Raw genomic sequence first — 20,736 nt, forward strand, 5'->3', positions numbered from 1 at the left:
GCGCGGGTGATGAAGGAGGAGTTCGGTGCGAAGAATCCCAAGTCGCTGATGCTCCGCTTCCACACGCAGACCGCCGGCGTCCAGCTGACCGCCCAGCAGCCGGAGGTGAACCTGGTCCGCGTCGCCGTCCAGGGCCTGGCGGCGGTTCTCGGCGGAACGCAGTCGCTGCATACGAACTCCTTCGACGAGGCGATCGCGCTCCCGACGGACAAGTCGGCGCGTCTGGCGCTGCGGACGCAGCAGGTCCTCGCGTACGAGACGGATGTGACGGCGACGGTGGATCCGTTCGCGGGTTCGTACGTGGTCGAGAAGATGACGGACGACGTGGAGGCCGCGGCGCTTGAGCTGATGGCCAAGGTCGAGGACATGGGCGGCGCGGTCGCGGCGATCGAGCGGGGTTTCCAGAAGGGCGAGATCGAGCGCTCGGCGTATCGGATCGCGCAGGAGACCGACAGTGGCGAGCGGGTCGTCGTCGGTGTCAACCGGTACACGATCGACGTCGAGGAGCCCTACGAGCCCCTCCGTGTCGACCCGGCGATCGAGGCCCAGCAGGCCGAACGCCTCGCCAAGCTCCGCGCCGAGCGCGACCAGACGGCCGTCGACGCGGCCCTGGTCGAGCTGAAGAAGGCGGCGGAGGGCACGGACAACGTCCTCTACCCGATGAAGGACGCGCTCAAGGCGCGGGCGACCGTCGGCGAGGTCTGCAACGCCCTGCGCGAGGTGTGGGGCACGTACGTCCCCACCGACGCCTTCTAGCTTCCGCCCAGGACACGTAGACGCAGGTCACAGCGGAGTGTCGTACTCGTGTGCGACACTCCGCTTCATGTTGGGTGTCACCGATCTGCCGACCTATCTCGTGGGGCTCGTCCTCATCATCCTTCTGCCGGGGCCGAACTCGCTGTACGTGCTCTCCGTCGCCGCCCGCAAGGGCACGCGGACCGCGTACAAGGCCGCCGCCGGAGTCTTCACCGGCGACGCGGTCCTGATGACACTGGCCGCCCTCGGCGCGGCCTCGCTCCTCCAGACCACCCCGCTCCTCTTCACCATCGTCAAGTACGCGGGCGCGGGTTACCTGGTCTGGATGGCGTATGGGATGCTGCGGGCCGCCTGGGCGATGTGGCGCGGCCGGGGCGACGCGGCGGACGACGCGGACCAGCCGTCGGCCGGGCCGGTCGAGCGTCCGTACCGCCGCGCGCTGATCATCAGCCTGTTCAACCCGAAGGCGATCCTCTTCCTGATCTCGTTCTTCGTGCAGTTCGTCGATCCCGGATACGCCTACCCGGCCCTGTCCTTCCTGGTGCTCGGGACACTGCTCCAGATCGGCAGCTTCGTGTACCTGACGACGCTGATATTCGGCGGGACGCGGCTCGCCGCCGCGTTCCGGAGCCGTCGCCGGCTGTCCGCCGGGGCGACCTCCGCGGCGGGCGCGCTCTTCCTCGGCTTCGCCGCGAAGCTCTCGCTCAGCAGCGCCGCCTGACCCTGGGCCGGGGCGTCCGCTGACCCTGGGCGCCGGGGCGTGCGCTGACCCTGGGCGCCGGGGCGTGCGCTGACCCTCGGCGCCGGGGCGTGCGCTGACCCTGGGCCGGGGCGTGCGCTGACCCTGGGCCGGGGCGGCCGGTTGACCCTGACACCGTGTGAGGCCGTTCCGTAGGAGTCGTCATGTTCACCATCGGAGACTTCGCCCGGCACGGGCGGGTGTCGGTCCGCATGCTGCGTCACTACGACGCGATCGGACTGCTGCGCCCGGCCCGGGTCGACCCGCACACGGGCTACCGCTTCTACACCGGGGAGCAGCTCGCCCGGCTCAATCGCGTCATCGCGCTCAAGGACCTCGGCTTCACCCTCGAACAGGTGGGGGCGATCCTCGACGAGCAGATCGACGCGGACGAGCTGCGGGGCATGCTGCGTCTGCGCCAGGCCGAGCTGGAAGCGGCCCTGGAGGCGGCGCGGGCCCGGCTCACCCAGGTCGGCGCACGGCTCCGAGCCATCGAGACGGAGGGACGCATGTCCACCCAGGACGTCGTCGTCAAGAAGATCCCCGCCGTGCGGATCGCCGAACTGAGCACGGTCGCCGCGAGCTTCGGCCCGCACGACATCGGCCCGGCCATCGGGCCGCTGTACGGCGAGCTGTGCGGCCGCCTCGAAGCCGCGGGCGTCACCGGATTCGGTCCGGGGATCGCGTACTACGAGGACGCGGGCAGGGGGGACGGCTCGGTCCTCGTGCACGCCGGCATGACGGTCCCCGAGGGGACGGCCGTGGAGGGTGTCCTGGTGCACGTCCTGCCCGGCATCGAGCAGGCCGCGACCATCGTCCACCGGGGCTCGATGGACGACATCCTGCCGACCGCGCAGACCCTGGCCCGCTGGATGGAGACCAACGGCTACGCGTCGGAGCGCTACGCGCGCGAGCTGTACCTGGAGTGCCCGGAGGACCGGTCGCGGTGGGTGACGGAGATCCAGGAGTCGATCGTCCGCGCCTGACGTGACGGGGGAGGGGCCCGGGACCCCCGCACGGGTTCCCGGGCCCCTCCTCTCTTCGGCCGCCTACTTCCGGGCGGTGCCGCGCTTCCGCAGCTCCTTGCGGAGCCGCAGCGCGCGGCGCGCCAGGCGGCGGACCTGCGGATGCCGGGGCAGGGGGAGGCCGCCCGGCAGGTTCAGGACGGTCAGGCGCCGGCGGGTGAAGTGGTGCCGGGTGCGCTCGGCGTGCGGGCCCGACAGGTGGCGTGCCGCGGCCTCCCGCAGGTCGGCCCGGATCTTCGGCTGCATCGCGAAGCCGACCGCGGCGACCAGGTCGTTCAGCTCGGCCACGTCCAGGGCCGGCCCGGCCGGCTCGTCCGCGCCGCCCTCCTCCAGGGGCTGGACGACCGCGTCCACCACGGTGAGCGGGATCCGGTTGCTGTTCGGGAACGGGGTGAGCCGCTCCAGGAGCGTGTCCGTACCGACCCGGGCGACCGGCAGTCCGTAGAAGGAGTGCGCCGTGAGCAGTGCCGTGGAGAAGCAGCCGACCACGAGCGCGGGCCGCAGCTCGCGGTAGAGCACCTCGGCGAGTACGGGCCGGTCCTCGACGGTCAGTTCGGCACCGAGCCGCGCCGCCTCGTCCACGAGCGTCCGCGTCCAGGTGTCCGGGGCCGTCGGGTGCGGCTTGAAGACGAGCTTCCGGTGGCCCCGGGCGATCGCCCCGCGGACCATCCGCAGGTGGAGCTCCTCCTCCTCGGCGGCGGTGAGCAGCTTCAGGGCGGCCAGGTACTGGCCGAGGAGGAGCGCGGGGCCCTCCTCGGGCGTCGCCGCGACCGGCCCGGACAGCTCCTCGACGACCTTCGTGAAGGCCTCCACCGGTACGGCCCGCGGGACCGCGCCGAACTCCGCGAGCAGCAGCGGTTCGAGCCCGGGGACGAGGTCCAGGTGGAGCAGTCCGCGCACCCGCCCGCCGATCAGCGGGTCGATCTTGTTGCGGGTCGGCCCGTAGCTCATCAGCCCGTCGGCGTACACCGTGATCGGCGCGTCGGGCAGCAGGTGGGCGATGGCGAGGGCGGGGGTCACCTGGAGGGATTCCAGGGCGAGCTCGACCCGGTCGTCGCCGAGGTCCCAGATCCGCCGCAGATGGCGCTGGAGCATCGGCATGTCCTGTCCCCGGGGCGTCCAGCCGGCGGGGTGGAGCGGGGAGATCGTCTCGTTCCAGGACAGGACGGAGTCGAAGCGGCCGCGCAGCCGCTCGAAGCCCTCGGCCTCGTCGAGGGCGGGCGTGGTCTCCGGGACGGCGGCGTTGTTGGTGACGAGCAGGATCCGGCGGTCGGCCCGGCCGAAGCAGCCGCTGTCCAGCGCGGCGGCCAGGGTCGCCGCTCCGTAGAGGGTGGAGGCGCAGAAGATCTGGGTCGTACGTCGCGCGCTCACGCCGCCACCTCCGGGGAACGGGTCGCGGCGGTGCCGGAGACCGGTGCCGACACCGTCTCCGCCGTGGTCACCGACACCGACACGGGTGTCGGATCCGGTGCCGCCGGTGGCGGTGCCGGGCGCTGCTTCCGCAGCTTGCGGAGCATCGTCGCGCGGTCCCCGCCCATCGCCGCCAGGGCCTCGTCGAGGACCCCCTGCGGCATCCGGCGCAGCGCGCCCGCGCTCATCGCCTTCAACAGGCGCGCCACCTCGGGTTCGAATCGTCCGATCCCGCCGATGTGATGGGAAATCAGCGCGCAATAGGTGCGGACGGCTTTGGGGAGAAGAAGGTCCGCGTCCCGGTCCTTCGCCGTTTCCTCGATCACCAGGTCGAATGCGCGGATGAAATCCAATTGCCGGACGTCGCCGATCTGGGTGAGCGAGGTCGCGACCCCGCGCCGGTAGAAGACGCCGAGTTCCCCGATCGCCGCGAACGATTCCGCCTCGCGGTGCAGCTTCCAGATCCAGGGCCGGTCCTCGGCCGTCCGCAGGCCGTGCGGGAAGTGGAGGAGCCCGCGCTCCAGAAGCCGCCGGTGGTAGATCCCGGCCCACGCGTACGGGTAGTCGACGGAGGTCGTCCGGTGGGCGGGCAGTATCGCGCCGCGCGGGTCGAGCACCTCGCCGAGGCGGGGGACCGGGACCCCGCGGACCTTGCGGCTGCGGCCGGAGACGGAGACGTGGCCGGTGCGCAGGAAGTCGCACCCCAGCTCGTCCATGGCGGCGACGAGCCGCCCGTAGTAGCCGGCGGAGAGCCAGTCGTCCCCGTCGAGGAAGGTCACGTACTCGCCGCGGGCCGCGTCCAGGCCCGTGTTGCGGGCGGTGGCGAGTCCTTCGTTGCGTGCGTGCCTGAGCAGGACGGCACCCGGGACGTCGCGTACGGCCCGTTCGAGGAGTTCGGGAGTCCCGTCGGACGAGCAGTCGTCGACAAGGAGGAACTCGAAGTCCTCGCGGGCGTTGGCACGCAGGCTGGTGAGGGTGTCGGGGGCATATGTCTGCACGTTGAAGAACGGCACGACCACGGAGAGCTTGACCACGTCGCCGACGCTAGGCGTCGACCCGGCACTCCCCCCGACCGGTGGGGGGATATTCGGTGAACACCAAGCGGCGGGCCGATTAACCGCCTTTACCCGCAAGGATATCCGGCCTCTGTCGGGCCCGATTGCGGCCGGAATCCGACCTGTTTAACACGTCGGAGAGGCGCTGTTCACCCGTTGTTGTGTCTCAGTTGGGCCGGAAAGCGAAATGCCCTTCTAGCGTCCTCGACGTGCCAGCAAGTACCAACGAGGCAGTACGAGTAGCCGTACTCGCCGACTCCGACACCCGGTGGAAATGGGGCGCCCTCACGGCGCGCCGCATCACCACGGCGACAGCCGAACCCACCGGATTCGTCCTGCGCGGACGGGCCACACCCACCCCGCGCCAACTCGCCGAGACCGGGGTGTCCACGACCACCCCGCGCGAGGTGACGGGCGCGGAGTTCCTCCGTGCCGTACGGGACGCGGCGGAACGCGGACAGGGATACGACGTCATCGTGCTCGCCCTGGTCGGCGGCACCGTCCGCGCCGTCCTCCAGGGTCTGGCCGATCTGGCCCTGGCACGGCGCCCGGTGATCGTCACCGGCTACGTCGGCGTGGTCTACGAGAAGCTCACCGACGGGCTCCTCCTGCGCCACGGCGCCGACGTCGTCCTCGCCAACTCCCGGCACGACGCCGAGCGTTTCCGCGCCGTCTACGAGGGCGTGGGCGCCGGCTCCGACTCGGTCGTCGAGGCCGCGCTGCCCTTCCTGGGCGGCGCCCCGCACACCCCCGAGGCCGGCCGCGACACCCTCGTCTTCGCCGCCCAGCCGTCCGTGCCCGCCACCCGGGCCGAGCGCGGCTACGTCCTGGACCGGCTGATCCGGCACGCACGGCTCCACCCGGGCCGCGAGGTGCTCCTCAAGCTCCGTTCCAAGCCGGGCGAACACACCACGCACCTGGAGGAGTACCCCTTCCAGAAGCTGGTCCGCGACCTCGATCCGCCCGCCAACTTCCGGCTCGTGTACGGGCACATGGGCGAGGTCCTCGACCGCACCGACCTCCTGGTCACCGTCTCCTCCACGGCCGCGCTCGAAGCCCTGCACCGCCGGATCCCCACCGCGATCCTCACCGACCTCGGGGTCCGCGAGCCGCTCGGCAACCACCACTTCGTCGGCTCCGGCCTGCTCGCCTCCTTCGAGGCGCTCGACAAGGGACTCGTCCCGACACCGGACGAGACCTGGCTCGCCCGGCAGGGCGTGGCGTCCGACAGCCCGTACGAAGAGGCCTTCGACGCGGCCCGCGACCGGGTCGCCGCACTCCTGGCGCTCCCCGCGCTGCCCCCGATCACCCCCTACTACACAGCGGAGACGGCCCCCGGCTATCTGCCCGGGATCCTCGCCCGCCACCGCCTGGACGTCACCGCGCAGGAGCCCCGCGAGAGCGGCCTCCGCCGGATCGTCCGGGACGCGGCGCGCGGCGCGTACCGGCACGGCGTGCAGCGCGTGGCCCCCGTCATCCGCCGGCTGGGAGAACTCTGATGACGACCGCCGCCACGCCGACCCCGCAGCACACCGCCACCGTGCTCGCCGTGATCCCCGCGAGGGGCGGCTCGAAGGGCGTCCCCGCCAAGAACCTCGCCCCGGTGGCGGGCGTCCCGCTCGTGGCCCGCGCCGTCCGCGCCTGCCTCGGCGCCCGCCCGGTCACCCATGTCGTGGTCTCCACCGACGACGCCGCCATCGCGGTGGCGGCCCGCACCGCCGGAGCCGAGGCCGTGCACCGCCCCGCCGGGATCTCGGGCGACACCGCGACCAGCGAGGCCGCCGTCCTGCACGCGATGGACGCCTTCGAGGCCACCCACGGCCGGCCGGCCGACGTCGTCCTCCTCGTCCAGTGCACGAGCCCCTTCCTCACCTCCGCCGAGGTCGCCGAGACCGTCGAGCGCGTCACCTCGGGCGCCGCCGACACCGCCTTCACGGCCGCCCCGTCCCACGGCTTCCTCTGGCGCGACACGGTCGACGACGGCGCCGAGGGCGTCAACCACGACAAGGCGCACCGCCCCCGCCGCCAGGACCGGGAGCCCGAGTACCTGGAGACCGGGGCCGTCTACGCCATGGACGCGGCCGGCTTCCGTACCCACGGACACCGCTTCTTCGGCCGTACCGCGCTCGTCGTCACCGACCCCGCCCGGGTCCTGGAGATCGACGACCCGCACGACCTCGCCCGCGCCAAGGCCCTCGCGCCGCTCCTCGACGAGCCCGCCACCCCGGGCTTCGCCGACATCGACGCCGTCGTCCTCGACTTCGACGGCACCCAGACCGACGACCGGGTCCACCTCGACTCCGAGGGACGCGAGTTCGTCTCCGCGCACCGCGGCGACGGCCTCGGCATCGCGGCCCTGCGCCGCGCCGGACTCCCCGTCCTCATCCTCTCCACCGAACAGAACGCCGTCGTCGCCGCCCGCGCCCGCAAGCTCAAGATCCCCGTCCTGCACGGCATCGACCGCAAGGACCGGGCCCTCAAGGAGTGGTGCGACGCCGAGGGCATCGACCCGCAGCGCGTGCTCTACGCCGGCAACGACGTCAACGACCTGCCCTGCTTCCACCTCGTCGGCTGGCCCGTCGCGGTGAGCAGCGCCCACGACTCCGTACGGGCCGCGGCCCGCGCGGTCACCGCCACCCCTGGCGGCTTCGGAGCGATCCGCGAGATCGCGGCCTGGCTCCTCGGACCCGAGCTCGACACCCCCGCACCCCGCATCCCCAACTCGTAAGGAACAGCACCATGAGCACTCGTCTGCGCACCTTCGGCGAGAAGACCGCCGGCCCGGGTCAGCCCGTCTACATCACGGGCGAGATCGGCATCAACCACAACGGCGAGCTCGAGAACGCCCTCGCGCTCATCGACGTCGCCGCCGAGGCCGGCTGTGACGCCGTCAAGTTCCAGAAGCGCACCCCGGAGATCTGCACCCCGCGCGACCAGTGGGACATCGAGCGCGACACCCCCTGGGGCCGGATGACGTACATCGACTACCGCCACCGCGTGGAGTTCGGCGAGGACGAGTACCGCGCCATCGACGAGCACTGCGCCAAGCGCGGCATCGACTGGTTCGCCTCCCCGTGGGACACCGAGGCCGTCGCCTTCCTGGAGAAGTTCGACGTCCCCGCCCACAAGGTCGCCTCCGCCTCCCTCACGGACGACGAGCTCCTCCGCTCCCTGCGCGCCACCGGCCGTACGGTCATCCTCTCCACGGGCATGTCCACCCCGAAGCAGATCCGCCACGCGGTCGAGGTCCTCGGCTCGGACAACATCCTCCTCTGCCACGCCACCTCGACCTACCCGGCCAAGGCCGAGGAGCTCAACCTCCGCGTGATCAACACGCTGAAGGACGAGTACCCGAACGTCCCGATCGGCTACTCCGGCCACGAGACCGGCCTGCAGACCACCCTCGCCGCCGTCGCCCTCGGCGCCACCTTCGTCGAGCGCCACATCACCCTCGACCGCGCCATGTGGGGCTCCGACCAGGCCGCCTCGGTCGAGCCGCAGGGCCTCCAGCGCCTGGTCCGCGACATCCGCACCATCGAGACCGCCCTCGGCGACGGCGTCAAGAAGGTCTACGAGTCGGAGCTCGGCCCGATGAAGAAGCTCCGCCGGGTCCAGGGGCTCGTCGCCGCATGACCGGGCAGCTGGCGTTCGTCGAGAGCCCGGTCCAGCTCCTCAACGTCCTGGAATGGGCGCACACGCAGGCGCCCGACCGGGCGCCCGGCGCGGCACCCGCACCCGGAGCGACCGCTCCGGACGAGCCCGTCGGCACGTCAGCCGCGGCGTCCCGCACCACGGACGCCACCACCCCCGGGGCGGCACCCGCCCTCACCCAGGGGGCGGCGCCCGCGAAGGCCGCCCTCACCCAGGGGGCGGCGCCCGCAAAGGCCGCCCTCACCGAGGGGGCGGCGCCCGTAGAGCCCGCCCTCACCCCGGGGGCGGCGCACACCACGCCCCCCCTCACGGTCGTCGTCCTCTCGCCGACCGACCCCATGTCGCGGGGCCAGCTGCGCCGGATGGCCCAGCTGGCCCGCGACGAGGGCCTCACCGTCCGCTGGCAGGAGGCCCGCGGCGGCCGGGGCGCGCTCGTCCGCACCCTGCGGCAGCTCGCCCCGCCGCTGCGCCGGGCGGAGCGGGTCATCATCGGCGACCCGTTCTCCCGTTACGTACAGCTGCTCCTGTCGCTCTTCTCGCCCCGGCACCTGACGGTGGTCGACGACGGCACCGCCACCATGGAGTTCGCCGCCCAGCTCGGCCGCGGCGAGCGCCTGGTGCGCTGGCACCGCAAGGGCAACCTGGGCCCGCGCGAGCTGGTCCTCGCCCCGGTGACCTCGCTGGCGCGGCGCCGGCTCGCCCCGGCCCGCGGCCGTACGGTCGAGATCTTCACGTCGCTGCCCGTCGAGGCCCCGCCCGGCATCGAGGTCACGGAGAACTCCTACGCCTGGACCCGGACCCGCTTCGGGCCCCCGCTGCTGACCGGCGGCGCGGACCTGGTCGGCACCTCGCTGGTCGAGACGGGCGTCGTCGACGCCGACCACTACGCGCGCGTGGTCGCGGAGCTGGCCCGCGCCCACGGCGCGACCCGCTACTTCGCGCACCGCCGCGAGAGCGCCGAGAAGCTGCACCGCATCGCGGTCGAGACCGGCCTCCAGGTGGTCCGGCCCGATCTCCCCCTGGAGCTGATCGCCCGCCGCGGCCCGATCGGCCGAACCGTCGTCAGCTTCCCGTCCACGGTCGTCCACACCCTGCCGCTGGCCCTCGCCGGTACGGGAGTGAAGGTCGCCGTCATCGAGGTCGCGCCCGAGTGGCTGCGGGCGACCGCGTCGCCGCGCGCCCAGGGGTTCCTGTCCGGAGTGGCGGGCACGGCGGCCCACGAGGTCGACCGGCTCACGGCACGGGTCACCGGCGCCACCGGTGCCACAGGAGCCACCGGAACGGCCTGACAGACCAATCCGGCCGAATTCGGCCGAGCGTACCCACACGGAAGGGCCTTCATGCCTGCCAAACCGAGATTCTTTCCCCTAAGGGGCTGAACTTTTTGTGATCAACGGGCAGTTGACCATGTGAGGGGCCTACCCTTCAAAAGGTGAACCAGTTGAAGTCCCGTGAGCCAGGCTCCGTCACCCTGCCCGGAACGCTGTCCGCACCCCTGCGCGCCGAACTGATCGCCTTCCGCAGGGACTTGCACATGCACCCCGAGCTGGGCAACCAGGAGTTCCGTACGACCGCCGCGCTCAAGGCCCGCCTGGAGGCGGCCGGCCTCGCGCCGAAGGTCCTGCCTGGCGGCACCGGGCTCATCTGTGACATCGGCACCCCGGACCGCCACCACCCCATGCTCGCGATCCGCGCCGACCTCGACGCGCTGCCGATCCCCGACGTGAAGACCGTCGCCTACCGCTCCACCGTGGCCAACCGCGCGCATGCCTGCGGACACGACGTCCACACCACCACCGTCCTGGGCGCCGGACTCGTCCTCGCCGAACTCGACCGGCAGGGCCTCCTCCCGCACGCCGTACGGCTCCTCTTCCAGCCCGCCGAGGAAGTACTGCCCGGCGGCGCGGCCGACGCGGTCGACGCCGGCGTGCTCGACGGGGTCGGCCGCATCATCGCCATCCACTGCGACCCCAGGGTGGACGCGGGGAAGATCGGGCTCCGCCCCGGCCCCATCACCTCGGCCTGCGACCGGCTGGAAGTCACCCTTGACGGCCCCGGCGGACACACCGCCCGTCCGCACCTCACCACCGACCTCGTGACCGCCGCCGCCCGGATCGCCACCGACGTCCCCGCCGTCCTCGCCCGCCGCGTCGACGCCCGCTCGGGCCTCTCGGTCACCTGGGGACGCATCGAGGCCGGCCACGCCTGCAACGTCATCCCGCAGCACGCCGAGCTCTCCGGCACCGTCCGCTGCCTCGACCTGCCGACCTGGCGGGAGGCGCCCGACCTGGTCCACGCGGCGATCGACGAGATCGCGACCCTGCACCGCGCGAAGTCGACCGTGAACTACGTGCGGGGCGTCCCCCCGGTCGTCAACGACGCGGTCGTCACCGATCTGCTCGCCGACGCGATGACCGCCCGCCGCGGACCGTACGCGATCGAGGACACCGAGCAGAGCCTCGGCGGCGAGGACTTCTCCTGGTACCTGGAGCACGTCCCCGGCGCCATGGCCCGCCTCGGCGTCCGCACCCCCGGCGACACCCGCGTCCGCGACCTGCACGCGGGCGACTTCGACGTGGACGAACGCTGCATCGACACGGCGGTGGAACTCTTCACGGCCGCGGCCCTGCTGGACGCACGGGGCGCCTGAAAACGCCGGCGGTCTCCGGGACGAACCCGGAGTCCGCCGAGCCTCGAAGGGCTCATCAGATGCGCGTCGCGTCAGAGTCCGATAGGGCGCCCCGCCTGCCCCGGAGTCCAGTGGCGCGGGCGGGCGTGATCCGTGTCACCTATCGGCGCGCTCGGGGGGTCATCCGGCCGTTCGGCGTGGCGGGCTTGCCCATGGGGAAGGTTTGGCGTGTGCTGGATGTGCTCGCTGGCGACGATCCGATAACGACTGATGAACGGGTCTTTAACTGACATCTACGCGCGTTACGATCGCCGCGAAACCAGCGCCGGAAGAGGCGCTTTCGGTCAGTCTTGAAGGGACCTCCTCTTGCGCCGGATCACCAGGATCACGACCGTGGGCATCGCCTCCGCGGCGCTCGCCCTCTCCGCCACCGCGTGTGGCAAGTCTTCGACGGACTCCGGCTCCAGCCCGAGCTCGACCGCGAAGGCGACGAAGGCCGCCATCGCGTACGACATCGGCGGCCGTGGCGACCAGTCCTTCAACGACGCCGCCTACGCGGGCCTGAAGAAGGCCGAGGACGAGCTCGGTGTCAAGGGCTCCGAGGCCGAGCCCTCCGAGGGTGAGGGCGACGCCGACAAGGTGCAGCGCCTCACCGCGCTCGCCCGCGCCGGGAACAACCCGGTCATCGGTGTCGGCTTCGCCTACGCCCCGGCCATCGAGAAGGTCGCCAAGGCCTACCCGAAGACCACTTTCGGCCTCATCGACGACACGTCGAAGACCGGCCCGAACATCGCCAACCTCGTCTTCAACGAGGAGCAGGGCTCCTACCTGGCCGGCGTCGCCGCCGCCAAGGCGTCCAAGACCGGCACGGTCGGCTTCATCGGCGGTGTCGAGGTTCCGCTGATCAAGAAGTTCGAGGCGGGCTTCGCGCAGGGCGTCAAGGACACCAACCCCAAGGCGAAGGTGCTCGTCCAGTACCTGACCCAGCCGCCGAACTTCGACGGCTTCTCCAAGCCCGACCTCGGCAAGGCCGCCGCGCAGGGCCAGCTCGACAAGGGCGCCGACGTGATCTACGCCGCCGCCGGCCTGGCCGGCTCGGGCTCGATCGAGGCCGCCTCGGCCGCCGGCAAGTGGGCGATCGGTGTCGACTCCGACCAGTACAACCAGCCGGGTCTGGCCTCGTACAAGGACAGCATCCTGACCTCGGTCACCAAGGACGTCTCGGACTCCGTCTTCAACGTGATCAAGTCGGTCCAGGACGGCAAGCCGCAGTCCGGTGAGGTTCGCTACGGCCTCGCCACGGACGGCGTCGCCCTGGCCGACTCCAACCCGAAGTACAAGGAGATGACGGACCTCATCGCCGCGGTGGACAAGGCGAAGAAGGACATCATCGACGGCAAGATCACGGTCAAGACCGCTCCGTAAGGACGCCCTGGTCATCGACCCAAGGCCCGGCAACGGTGGGACCCCCACCGGGGCCGGGCCCCATTCCCGTACGGGTTTTCATTTTTCGGCAGCGCTACGCGTGTAGATGTCTCCCTGGCACGATAACTTCGCCCCGCCCCGCCCTGCCCTCCTGCTCCCACTCCTTCCGGCCAAGGAGAGTGCGTCATCAACGCGTCCAGCCCCCCTGCCGTAGAACTGCACGGCATCACCAAGCGATTTCCTGGCGTCGTCGCCAACAAGGACATCGCCATCACGGTCCGCAAGGGCACCGTGCACGCCCTCATCGGCGAGAACGGTGCCGGCAAGTCGACCCTCATGAAGATCCTCTACGGCATGCAGAAGCCGGACGAGGGCACCATCGCGGTCGACGGCCAGCAGGTCACCTTCTCCAGCCCCGGTGACGCCATCGCGCGCGGCATCGGCATGGTGCACCAGCACTTCATGCTCGCGGACAACCTCACCGTCCTGGAGAACGTCGTCCTCGGCGGCGAGAAGCTCTACGGCATCGGCGCCAAGGCGCGGAAGAAGATCCAGGAGATCTCCGACGCGTACGGCCTCGGGGTCCGCCCCGACGCCTTCGTCGAGGACCTCGGCGTCGCCGACCGGCAGCGCGTGGAGATCCTCAAGGTCCTCTACCGCGGCGCGAAGATCCTCATCCTCGACGAGCCGACCGCCGTGCTCGTCCCGCAGGAGGTCGACGCGCTCTTCGACAACCTGCGCGAGCTCAAGTCCGAGGGCCTGACCGTCATCTTCATCTCGCACAAGCTGGGCGAGGTCCTGAAGGTCGCCGACGACATCACCGTCATCCGCCGGGGCACCACGGTCGGCACCGCCGACCCGAAGACCGCCACCACCAAGCAGCTCGCCGAGCTGATGGTCGGCAGCGAGCTGCCCTCGCCGGAGACCCGCGAGTCGACGGTCACCACCGTCCCGATGCTCTCCGTGCGGAACCTGACCCTGGTCGAGAGCGGCGTCTCGGGCGCCCCGCTGACCAGCGCCGCCCCGCCGGACCCGGCCAAGACCATCGTCGTGCTGGAGGAGACGGCCATGGGCCGCAAGCTCCTCGACGACATCTCCCTCACGATCCACAAGGGCGAGATCCTCGGGATCGCGGGAGTCGAGGGCAACGGCCAGACCGAGCTGATCGAGGCCCTGATGGGCATGGCCACCCCGGACTCCGGCGTGATCACCCTCGACGGCCAGGACATCTCCAAGGTCTCGGTGCGCAAGCGCCGCGAGGGCGGCATCGGCTACATCCCCGAGGACCGCCACCGCCACGGCCTGCTCCTGGAGGCCCCCCTCTGGGAGAATCGCATCCTCGGCCACGTCTCCGAGGCGCCCAACTCCAAGCGCGGCATCCTGGACCCGAAGGCCGCCCGTAAGGACACCGAGCGGATCGTGCGCGAGTACGACGTGCGCACGCCCGGCATCGACGTCACCGCGGCCTCCCTCTCCGGCGGCAATCAGCAGAAGCTGATCGTCGGCCGCGAGATGAGCCACGCGCCCAAGTTCCTGATCGCCGCCCACCCCACCCGTGGTGTGGACGTCGGCGCGCAGGCGCAGATCTGGGACGCGATCCGGGACGCACGCCGCGAGGGCCTGGCAGTGCTGCTGATCTCCGCCGACCTCGACGAGCTGATCGGCCTCTCCGACACCCTCCGGGTCATGTACCGCGGCAAGCTCGTCGCGGACGCCGACCCCGCCACCATCACGCCCGAGGAGCTGGGCTCCGCCATGACCGGCGCGGCCAGCGGTCACCTCGAAGGCAACGAAGAGCCCGAAGACGGTGACGCCCGATGATGAAGTTCGACAAGGACAAGCTGATCCTGGGCGCGGCGGGACCGGTGCTCGCCCTGGTCTCCTCGTTCGTGCTCACCGTGCTGGTGCTGCTCGCGACGGGCCTCGACCCGATCGAGCCGATCCGGCTGATGATCGAGAACGCCGGGTTCGCCGACATCCAGGTCCTGATCGTCAACCAGACGGGGATCTACTACCTGGCAGCCCTGGCCGTCGCCGTCGGCTTCCGGATGAACCTGTTCAACATCGGTGTCGACGGCCAGTACCGGCTCGCCGCGATGGTCTCGGCGCTCGTCGGCGCCTCGATCGAGCTGCCCGGCCCGCTGCACATCTTCGTGATCGTGGTCGTCGCGATGCTGACCGGCGCCTTCTGGGCCGGCATCGCCGGCATCCTGAAGACCACCCGCGGTGTCTCCGAGGTCGTCTCGACGATCATGCTGAACGCCATCGCGACCTCGCTGGTGGCCTATCTGATCCTGCCGAAGAACTTCGGCGTCCAGCCGGAGGGCTCGAACAACCTCACCACCGGTGAGATCTCCGAGTCCGGCTGGTTCCCGGGCATCGACATGGGCGAGGGCAACGGAGTCATCTACGGCTTCACGTTCGTCGCGCTCGCCCTCGGCGTCGTCTACTGGTTCACCCTCAACCGCACCCGGTTCGGCTTCGACCTGCGCGCCACCGGCGCCAGCGAGTCCGCCGCCCAGGCCAGCGGCGTCGACGCCAAGAAGATGATCCTCACCTCGATGCTGCTGTCGGGCGCGCTGGCCGGCCTCGCCGGCATGCCGACGCTGCTCGGCGAGTCCCACACGTACAGCCTCGACTTCCCCGTCGGCGTCGGCTTCACCGCCATCACCATCGCGTTGCTCGGCCGTAACCACCCGGTCGGGATCTTCTTCGCGGCGCTGCTCTTCGCGTTCCTCGACAAGGCGTCCAGCTCCCTCGACACCTACGGGTATCCGAAGGAGATCACCAAGATCATGCAGGGCATCATCGTGATCGCGGTCGTCGTCTCGTACGAGCTCGTCCGCCGTTACGGCCTCCGCCGCCAGCAGCAGAAGGTCGGCGAGGAACTCGCCGCCGGCGGCGCCATCAAGACCGACAAGGAGGTCTCGGCATGAGCACCGGCACTGTCACCAAGCCGAGCGCCGCGCCCAAGGGCGGCGGACGCCGCAAGCTCACCCTGCCGTGGATCATGCTGATCGTCGCGGCCGGTCTCCTGCTCTTCTCCTTCGTCCGGGCCGTCTCCGGGGCCAACGACCTCACCTCGGTGGGCCAGGTCTCGGGTGCGCTCAAGCTCGCCGTGCCGATCGGTCTCGCCGGTCTCGGCGGTCTGTGGGCCGAGCGCGCGGGCGTCGTCAACATCGGCCTCGAAGGCATGATGGTGCTCGGCACCTGGTTCGGCGCCTGGGCCGGATACCAGTGGGGCCCGTGGACGGGCGTCCTCGTCGGTCTCCTCGGCGGCGCGCTCGGCGGTCTGCTGCACGCGATCATCACCGTCACGTTCAACGTGAACCACATCGTCTCCGGTGTGGCGATCAACATCCTCGCGGTCGGCTTCACCCAGTACCTGTCGAACTTCACGTTCGCCGAGGCGGAGGGCGGTTCCTCCAAGCAGTCCCCCCGCATCGACCAGATCTACGAGATCACGGTGCCGGGGCTTTCGGACTGGCTGACCGATCTCCAGGGCAAGCACTGGTTCTTCATCTCCGACCTGGCCGGCATCCTCGGCGGCCTCGTGACGAACCTGTCGCTCCTGACTGTCGTCGCCCTGCTGCTGATCCCGGCCACCTGGTGGCTGCTCTGGCGCACCGCCTTCGGCCTCCGCCTGCGCTCCTGCGGTGAGAACCCGGTCGCCGCCGAGTCCCTCGGCGTGAACGTCTACAAGTACAAGTACATCGCCGTCACCGTCTCCGGCGCCCTCGCGGGCCTCGGCGGCGCGTTCCTCGCGATCGTGTCCACCGGCATCTACCAGGAGGGCCAGACCGGCGGCCGCGGCTACATCGGTCTCGCCGCGATGATCTTCGGCAACTGGATGCCCGGCGGCATGGCGCTCGGCGCGGGCCTCTTCGGCTTCACCGACAGCCTCAAGCTCCGCGGCGGCGCCGAGAACGTCCACGCGCTGCTGCTGCTGGTCGCCCTGCTGCTGCTGGTCGCCGCCCTGTGGCAGCTGTACAAGAAGAAGTACGTGGTCGGCGTGATCTCCGCGGCCTTCTCCGCCGGCTTCTTCCTCTGGTACGCGCTGACCGACGAGGTCCCGAGCCAGTTCGTCGACGCGGCCCCGTACGTCACCACCCTGCTCGTGCTCGCCCTGTCGGCCCAGCGCCTGCGCATGCCCAAGGCGGACGGCTTGCCGTACCGGAAGGGCGAGGGCAAGTGACGACGCCCCTTCCGGCAGCGGACTGGGAGGCCCTGCGGGTCACGGCCCGCGAGGCCATGTCCCGCGCGTACGCCCCCTACTCGGGCTACCCGGTCGGCGCGGCGGCCCGCGTGGACGACGGACGGACGGTCTCCGGCTGCAACGTGGAGAACGCCTCCTTCGGCCTGGGCCTGTGCGCCGAGTGCGGTCTCGTCTCCGAGCTCCAGGCGACCGGCGGCGGCCGGCTGACGCACTTCGTGTGCGTGGACGGCCGGGGCGAGTCCCTCGTCCCGTGCGGCCGGTGCAGGCAGCTCCTGTTCGAGTTCGGGGGTCCCGAACTCGTCCTGGAGACGCCCGCCGGGTTCCTGACCCTGGCCGAGATGCTGCCGCAGGCGTTCGGCCCGGACCACCTTCGCAAGTAACACCTCGGAGCGGCCCTTCCGGCACGATGGAAGGGCCGCTCCGCCCTTTCCCCTCTATGCGCGTAGAAAGAGGCACCACCTCATGGACGTCATCTCCGTCATCCGCACGAAGCGGGACAAGGGCGAGCTGAGCCCGGAGCAGATCGACTGGGTCATCGACGCGTACACCCGCGGCGTCGTCGCCGACGAGCAGATGTCCGCGCTGGCCATGGCGATCCTGCTGAACGGCATGAACCGCGCGGAGATCGCCCGCTGGACCGCCGCGATGATCGCCAGCGGCGAGCGCATGAACTTCGACGCGCTCTCCCGCCCGACCTCCGACAAGCACTCCACCGGCGGCGTCGGCGACAAGATCACCCTCCCGCTCGCCCCGCTCGTCGCCGCCTGCGGCGCGGCCGTCCCGCAGCTCTCCGGCCGCGGCCTCGGCCACACCGGCGGCACGCTCGACAAGCTGGAGTCGATCCCGGGCTGGCGTGCGCTGCTCTCCAACGAGGAGATGCTGCACGTCCTCGACACCACCGGCGCCGTCATCTGCGCGGCCGGCGACGGCCTGGCCCCCGCCGACAAGAAGCTCTACGCCCTCCGCGACGTCACCGGCACCGTCGAGGCCATCCCGCTGATCGCCTCCTCGATCATGTCGAAGAAGATCGCCGAGGGCACCGGCTCGCTCGTCCTGGACGTCAAGGTCGGCACCGGCGCCTTCATGAAGACCATCGAGGACGCCCGCGAGCTGGCCTCCACCATGGTCCAGCTCGGCACCGACAGCGGCGTGAAGACGGTCGCGCTGCTCACCGACATGTCGACCCCGCTCGGCCTGACCGCGGGCAACGCCCTGGAGGTCCGCGAGTCCGTCGAGGTCCTGGCGGGCGGCGGCCCGGCGGACGTCGTCGAGCTGACGATCGCGCTCGCCCGCGAGATGCTCGACGCGGCCGGCATCAAGGACGCCGACCCGGCGAAGGCGCTCGCCGACGGCTCGGCGATGGACGTCTGGCGCCGGATGATCGCGGCCCAGGGCGGCGACCCGGACGCCACCCTCCCGGTCGCCCGCGAGCAGCACGTCGTCACCGCCCCGTCGACCGGCGTCCTGACCCGCCTCGACGCGTACGACATCGGCATCGCCGCCTGGCGCCTCGGCGCGGGCCGCGCCCGCAAGGAGGACCCGGTGCAGGCGGGCGCCGGCGTCGAGCTGCACGCGAAGCCGGGCGACACGGTGACGGCGGGCCAGCCCCTGCTGACCCTCCACACCGACACCCCGGAGAAGTTCGACTACGCACTGAAGTCCCTGAACGACTCCTGGGACATCGCGGCACCGGGCACCGATTTCACGGCGAACCCGATCGTCCTGGACCGCATTTCCTGACGCCTGACGCCTGACGCCCGGCGTCCGGCGCCCGGCGAGCGAAGGGAGCCGGTGGGGCGAACGCCTACACCGGCTCCCGGAGCAGCTTCGGCAGCTCCCGCATGTCGTCGAAGACGACCGTCCGCGGGCCTATGAGGCGGTCCGCCCGCGTCAGGCCGCCGCAGTAGCCGAAGGCGCGCATGCCGGCCGCGCGGGCGGCCTGGACGCCGTAGGGGCTATCCTCGACGACCGCGCAGCGCTCCGGGGGCACGCCCATCGTGGCCGCCGCGTGCAGGAAGAGGTCCGGGGCGGGCTTGCCGCGCGCGACGTCGCGGGCGCTGAACATCCGGCCCTCGAAGCGGTCGAGCAGCCCCGCCCGGCCCAGGTTCTCGCGGATGCTGGTGTGGCTGCCGTTGGAGGCGAGGCAGTACGGGAGCGGCAGGGCGTCCAGGACGTCGGTGACGCCCTCCACGGCCGTCAGCTCGGCGTCGAGGGCGTCCTCGTACCGCTGCCGGAAAGGCGCGTTCCAGTCGGGTTCCAGCGGGCGGCCCCGGCGCTCCTCCACGATCGACGTGAGGAGCTCGTGGGAGGAGCCGACGAAGTGCTCGACGATCTCCGCCTCGGTGAACTCCGCCCCGAGGGAGGCGAACACCTCCCGGTCCACGCGGCAGTAGATCCGCTCGCTGTCCACCAGGACACCGTCACAGTCGAAGATCACCAGTTCGACAGGCTCGTGAGTCATGATCGACAGCGTAGAGGTACGCGCGGGGCCCCCGCCGATGAGTTCCGGGTCGCGGACCGGTCTCAAGGCATGTGGACATCAGTCAGCCGCTCGTCGTGACCCTGCCCGCCCGCCCCACCGGGGACGAGGTGGCCCTCCTCTGCGCCGAACTCGGCGCGGCCCCGCCAGGTGACGTGGTCTGCGAGGTCGGCGCACTCGCACCCGCCGACCTCGCGGCCGTCGACGCCCTCGCCCGCCTGAAGCTCGCGGCCGGCCGCCGGGGCCACCGCATCCGCTTCCACGGAGCGGGACCCGAGCTGCGGGCCCTGCTCCTGCTGACCGGGTTGGACGGAACCTTAGGCGTCTAGCCGATCAGGCCTCCAGCCGCGTCGGCAGGTCGAAGAGCGGGAACCAGCGCTCGGTGTCCAGGAAGAAGTCCATCCCGGCGACCTTGCCCTCGCGGAGCTCCAGGACGATCAGCGCCCACGGCGCGAAGCCGCCCGCCGGGTCCGGGTGGTACTGCGCGAACGCCGGGGAGCCGTTCGCCACGGTCGGCACCAGCTTCGAGCCGGCGCAGACCTCGCCGACGCCCAGCATCCAGCCGACGATGTCGTCGTGCCCCCGGAGCCAGAGGTCGTACGGCGGCATGGACATGGTCGCGTCCTCGTGGAGGAGCGCGGTCAGCGCCTTCATGTCGTAGCCCTCGAAGGCGGCGACGTACCGCTCCAGGAGCGACTTCTGCTCCTCGTCCAGCGGGTTCGCCGGGTCGGAGACGGCCGGCGCCTGCTCGGCCAGGGTCGCCCGGGCCCGCTGGAGGGCGCTGTTGACCGAGGCGACGGAGAGGCCGAGGAGCTCCGCGACCTCGCTCGCCTTCCAGGCGAGCACCTCGCGCAGGATCAGCACGGCCCGCTGCTTGGGCGGCAGGTGCTGGAGGGCGGCGACGAAGGCGAGCCGCACGGTCTCCCGGTGCACGGCCGTCTCCGCCGGGTCGGCGACCGACGGCAGGACCCGCCCGTCCGGCACCGGCTCCAGCCAGGTGATCTCCGGCTGCTTGACGAGCTGCGCCTGGGCGACCGGCGTCGGGGAGGTCAGATCCATCGGCCGCGCCCGCTTCTTGCCCGCGTTCAGCGCGTCCAGGCACACGTTGGTCGCGATCCGGTACAGCCAGGACCGCAGCGAGGAACGGCCCTCGAAGGTGCCGATGGCCTTCCAGGCCCGCACCATCGTGTCCTGTACCGCGTCCTCCGCCTCGAAGGAGGATCCGAGCATCCGGTAGCAGTAACCGGTCAGCTCCCTGCGGTACTTGTCGAGATCTTCGGTCGTCACGGCCGCGGCGTCACTCATCGGGTCCATACCCCACTCACCCCTCATCGGCACCCGTTCGGTGCCG

The 20,736-nt window shown here is 71.3% G+C and carries 19 protein-coding genes; 15 read left to right on the forward strand and 4 right to left on the reverse strand.

The window, feature by feature from the left end:
• The 3 genes from ACFWWU_RS10385 to ACFWWU_RS10395 form a co-directional block, all read left to right on the forward strand.
• A partial coding sequence (locus ACFWWU_RS10385) for a methylmalonyl-CoA mutase family protein (protein WP_384141914.1) occupies positions 1-756 on the forward strand: 756 nt, incomplete at its 5' end.
• Positions 757-823: 67 nt separating this feature from the next.
• A complete protein-coding gene (gene leuE / locus ACFWWU_RS10390; protein WP_384141917.1) occupies positions 824-1,477 on the forward strand; it encodes a leucine efflux protein LeuE in 654 nt (217 codons plus the stop codon).
• A gap of 182 nt (positions 1,478-1,659) precedes the next feature.
• On the forward strand, positions 1,660-2,481 hold the full coding sequence (locus tag ACFWWU_RS10395; RefSeq protein ID WP_384141920.1) for a MerR family transcriptional regulator: 822 nt from the start codon (positions 1,660-1,662) through the stop codon (positions 2,479-2,481).
• 63 nt (positions 2,482-2,544) lie between these two features.
• Here the strand turns inward: ACFWWU_RS10395 and ACFWWU_RS10400 are convergent, their stop codons facing one another.
• Positions 2,545-3,891 carry a polysialyltransferase family glycosyltransferase gene (locus ACFWWU_RS10400; protein ID WP_384141923.1) on the reverse strand — a complete coding sequence of 449 codons (1,347 nt, stop codon included), beginning with the start codon at positions 3,889-3,891 and terminating at the stop codon, positions 2,545-2,547.
• Positions 3,888-4,964, reverse strand: coding sequence for a glycosyltransferase family 2 protein (locus tag ACFWWU_RS10405; RefSeq protein WP_384141926.1), 1,077 nt, complete (start codon positions 4,962-4,964; stop codon positions 3,888-3,890). The genes ACFWWU_RS10400 and ACFWWU_RS10405 overlap by 4 nt, the downstream gene beginning before the upstream one ends.
• Before the next feature lie 230 nt (positions 4,965-5,194).
• On the opposite strand from ACFWWU_RS10405, the gene ACFWWU_RS10410 reads away from it, so the two are divergent.
• The 11 genes from ACFWWU_RS10410 (at position 5,195) to ACFWWU_RS10460 (ending at position 18,646) form a co-directional block, all read left to right on the forward strand.
• Positions 5,195-6,484, forward strand: a complete 1,290-nt coding sequence (locus ACFWWU_RS10410; RefSeq protein ID WP_384141929.1) for a DUF6716 putative glycosyltransferase — start codon at positions 5,195-5,197, stop codon at positions 6,482-6,484.
• On the forward strand, positions 6,484-7,713 hold the full coding sequence (locus ACFWWU_RS10415; RefSeq protein WP_384141934.1) for a cytidylyltransferase domain-containing protein: 1,230 nt from the start codon (positions 6,484-6,486) through the stop codon (positions 7,711-7,713). Before ACFWWU_RS10410 ends, ACFWWU_RS10415 begins: the two co-directional genes overlap by 1 nt.
• A gap of 11 nt (positions 7,714-7,724) precedes the next feature.
• Complete coding sequence (locus ACFWWU_RS10420) at positions 7,725-8,618, forward strand: N-acetylneuraminate synthase family protein (RefSeq protein ID WP_384141936.1); 894 nt, start codon at positions 7,725-7,727, stop codon at positions 8,616-8,618.
• Positions 8,615-9,925, forward strand: a complete 1,311-nt coding sequence (locus ACFWWU_RS10425) for a hypothetical protein (RefSeq protein WP_384141939.1) — start codon at positions 8,615-8,617, stop codon at positions 9,923-9,925. Before ACFWWU_RS10420 ends, ACFWWU_RS10425 begins: the two co-directional genes overlap by 4 nt.
• A gap of 143 nt (positions 9,926-10,068) precedes the next feature.
• The gene (locus ACFWWU_RS10430) at positions 10,069-11,286 is read left to right on the forward strand and encodes an amidohydrolase (protein ID WP_384141942.1); all 1,218 of its coding nucleotides are present in this window, start codon (positions 10,069-10,071) and stop codon (positions 11,284-11,286) included.
• 345 nt (positions 11,287-11,631) lie between these two features.
• Entirely contained in the window at positions 11,632-12,690 is a 1,059-nt protein-coding gene (locus ACFWWU_RS10435; RefSeq protein WP_384141945.1) for a BMP family protein, read from the forward strand.
• Positions 12,691-12,876: 186 nt separating this feature from the next.
• Positions 12,877-14,511, forward strand: a complete 1,635-nt coding sequence (locus ACFWWU_RS10440) for an ABC transporter ATP-binding protein (RefSeq protein ID WP_384142865.1) — start codon at positions 12,877-12,879, stop codon at positions 14,509-14,511.
• Positions 14,508-15,626: an ABC transporter permease gene (locus tag ACFWWU_RS10445; protein ID WP_384141948.1), complete on the forward strand. Its 1,119-nt coding sequence runs from the start codon at positions 14,508-14,510 to the stop codon at positions 15,624-15,626. The genes ACFWWU_RS10440 and ACFWWU_RS10445 overlap by 4 nt, the downstream gene beginning before the upstream one ends.
• On the forward strand, positions 15,623-16,885 hold the full coding sequence (locus tag ACFWWU_RS10450) for an ABC transporter permease (RefSeq protein WP_384141950.1): 1,263 nt from the start codon (positions 15,623-15,625) through the stop codon (positions 16,883-16,885). Before ACFWWU_RS10445 ends, ACFWWU_RS10450 begins: the two co-directional genes overlap by 4 nt.
• Positions 16,882-17,286: a cytidine deaminase gene (locus ACFWWU_RS10455; protein ID WP_384141953.1), complete on the forward strand. Its 405-nt coding sequence runs from the start codon at positions 16,882-16,884 to the stop codon at positions 17,284-17,286. Before ACFWWU_RS10450 ends, ACFWWU_RS10455 begins: the two co-directional genes overlap by 4 nt.
• An 82-nt stretch (positions 17,287-17,368) precedes the next feature.
• Positions 17,369-18,646 carry a thymidine phosphorylase gene (locus ACFWWU_RS10460; protein ID WP_384141956.1) on the forward strand — a complete coding sequence of 426 codons (1,278 nt, stop codon included), beginning with the start codon at positions 17,369-17,371 and terminating at the stop codon, positions 18,644-18,646.
• 64 nt (positions 18,647-18,710) lie between these two features.
• Here the strand turns inward: ACFWWU_RS10460 and ACFWWU_RS10465 are convergent, their stop codons facing one another.
• Positions 18,711-19,367: an HAD family hydrolase gene (locus ACFWWU_RS10465; protein WP_384141959.1), complete on the reverse strand. Its 657-nt coding sequence runs from the start codon at positions 19,365-19,367 to the stop codon at positions 18,711-18,713.
• 71 nt (positions 19,368-19,438) lie between these two features.
• On the opposite strand from ACFWWU_RS10465, the gene ACFWWU_RS10470 reads away from it, so the two are divergent.
• Positions 19,439-19,714, forward strand: coding sequence for an STAS domain-containing protein (locus tag ACFWWU_RS10470; RefSeq protein WP_329621563.1), 276 nt, complete (start codon positions 19,439-19,441; stop codon positions 19,712-19,714).
• A gap of 4 nt (positions 19,715-19,718) precedes the next feature.
• Here the strand turns inward: ACFWWU_RS10470 and ACFWWU_RS10475 are convergent, their stop codons facing one another.
• Positions 19,719-20,690, reverse strand: coding sequence for a sigma-70 family RNA polymerase sigma factor (locus ACFWWU_RS10475; RefSeq protein WP_384141963.1), 972 nt, complete (start codon positions 20,688-20,690; stop codon positions 19,719-19,721).
• Positions 20,691-20,736: the final 46 nt, after the last annotated feature.

The organism is Streptomyces sp. NPDC058650, assembly GCF_042717315.1.
Classification (GTDB): domain Bacteria; phylum Actinomycetota; class Actinomycetes; order Streptomycetales; family Streptomycetaceae; genus Streptomyces.